The sequence below is a fragment of the Prevotella sp. P4-119 genome, assembly GCF_002251345.1.
Taxonomy (GTDB): domain Bacteria; phylum Bacteroidota; class Bacteroidia; order Bacteroidales; family Bacteroidaceae; genus Prevotella.
This window is the reverse complement of the sequence record NZ_NPJB01000050.1, coordinates 1-1,025: the sequence shown is the minus strand read 5'-3', so window position 1 is coordinate 1,025 and position 1,025 is coordinate 1. Positions and strand designations below refer to the sequence as shown.

At 46.5% G+C, this 1,025-nt stretch carries 2 protein-coding genes; one reads left to right on the top strand and one right to left on the bottom strand.

The genetic code is table 11. The features are described from left to right. The coding region (locus CIK89_RS13715; protein WP_216820464.1) for a hypothetical protein at positions 1-319 on the bottom strand (319 nt) is incomplete at its 3' end. A 261-nt stretch (positions 320-580) separates the two neighbouring features. Here CIK89_RS13715 and CIK89_RS05680 point away from each other — a divergent pair. Then, a partial coding sequence (locus tag CIK89_RS05680; protein ID WP_144007343.1) for a hypothetical protein occupies positions 581-1,025 on the top strand: 445 nt, incomplete at its 3' end.

The following is a 1,025-nucleotide window of genomic DNA, read 5'->3' as shown; positions in this document are numbered from 1 at the left end:
ATAGATTTTGGTTTTTCAAAACTGTTATATTGTTATATTGTAACGCTGTAACGCCATTTTTGCGTTTCACTGAAAAATACCGTTTTCGGCTCTTTTCTTTACAGCGTCTAATTCTCACCCATGATCCTACCACAGTTTCAAGCCAATAAAAGTATAGTGTTCCACCTATCTTCCTTATATTCAGCAATATACAATAACCGCCAAGATTTACACTCCAAAATTTTGCTTTGTAACATATTGATACACAAGTAAATGCAACAAGTTGGGACATTTCCTCACAAGTTGGCGACAAGTGGAACAACCGATTGTTTTTCTTCATACCTTTGCACGCACCGTGGTTCAAGAGAGAATCACTCATCGCACAGAACATTCCGTCCGCACACAGACGTGGGCAACTCCTCAGTAAGTCACCAGTGAATCCGCACTAAATCCCAAAATTAGGCGGACAACGATGGGACAAAATGGGAGGAACATGGGAACTGAAAAGGAGAAACCGACGATGTGGGAATGAGTGCTCACTAACTTATTAACTAACTATTCCCCAGAACCCCCACTGGTCTAACAAACGGGGGAAAACAAAATGGCTATTCTAAATGGACTTATCAAAAAAATGAGTGGATCGGCCGGTCAGTTGACTTTCAAGACTGTCAATGGACGTACCGTAGTATCGGAGAAAGTGACCAAGGTACGCAACACCCGCACCAAGGGACAACAGCGTCAGCGCATGAAATGGGTGAACATCGTCCGCATGTATGCAGGACTCGTTCCGCTGCTTAAAAATGCCTTCGAGAGGAAAGCGCAGTACCACACCGACTACAACATGTTCGTCCGTGCGAACAGCGTGGCTGCTCCTGTCTATCTCACCAAGGCTGAATCGGATGGCGGCGCATGCATCGCTGCTCCCTATCAGATCACCCAAGGCACGCTGCCCTCTATCTCGGTGAAGGGTACTGGCGACAAGGCGGTGACCAGCATCAACCTCGGAGGTCTCGCCATCGACGAGAATACCACGGTGAAGGACTTCG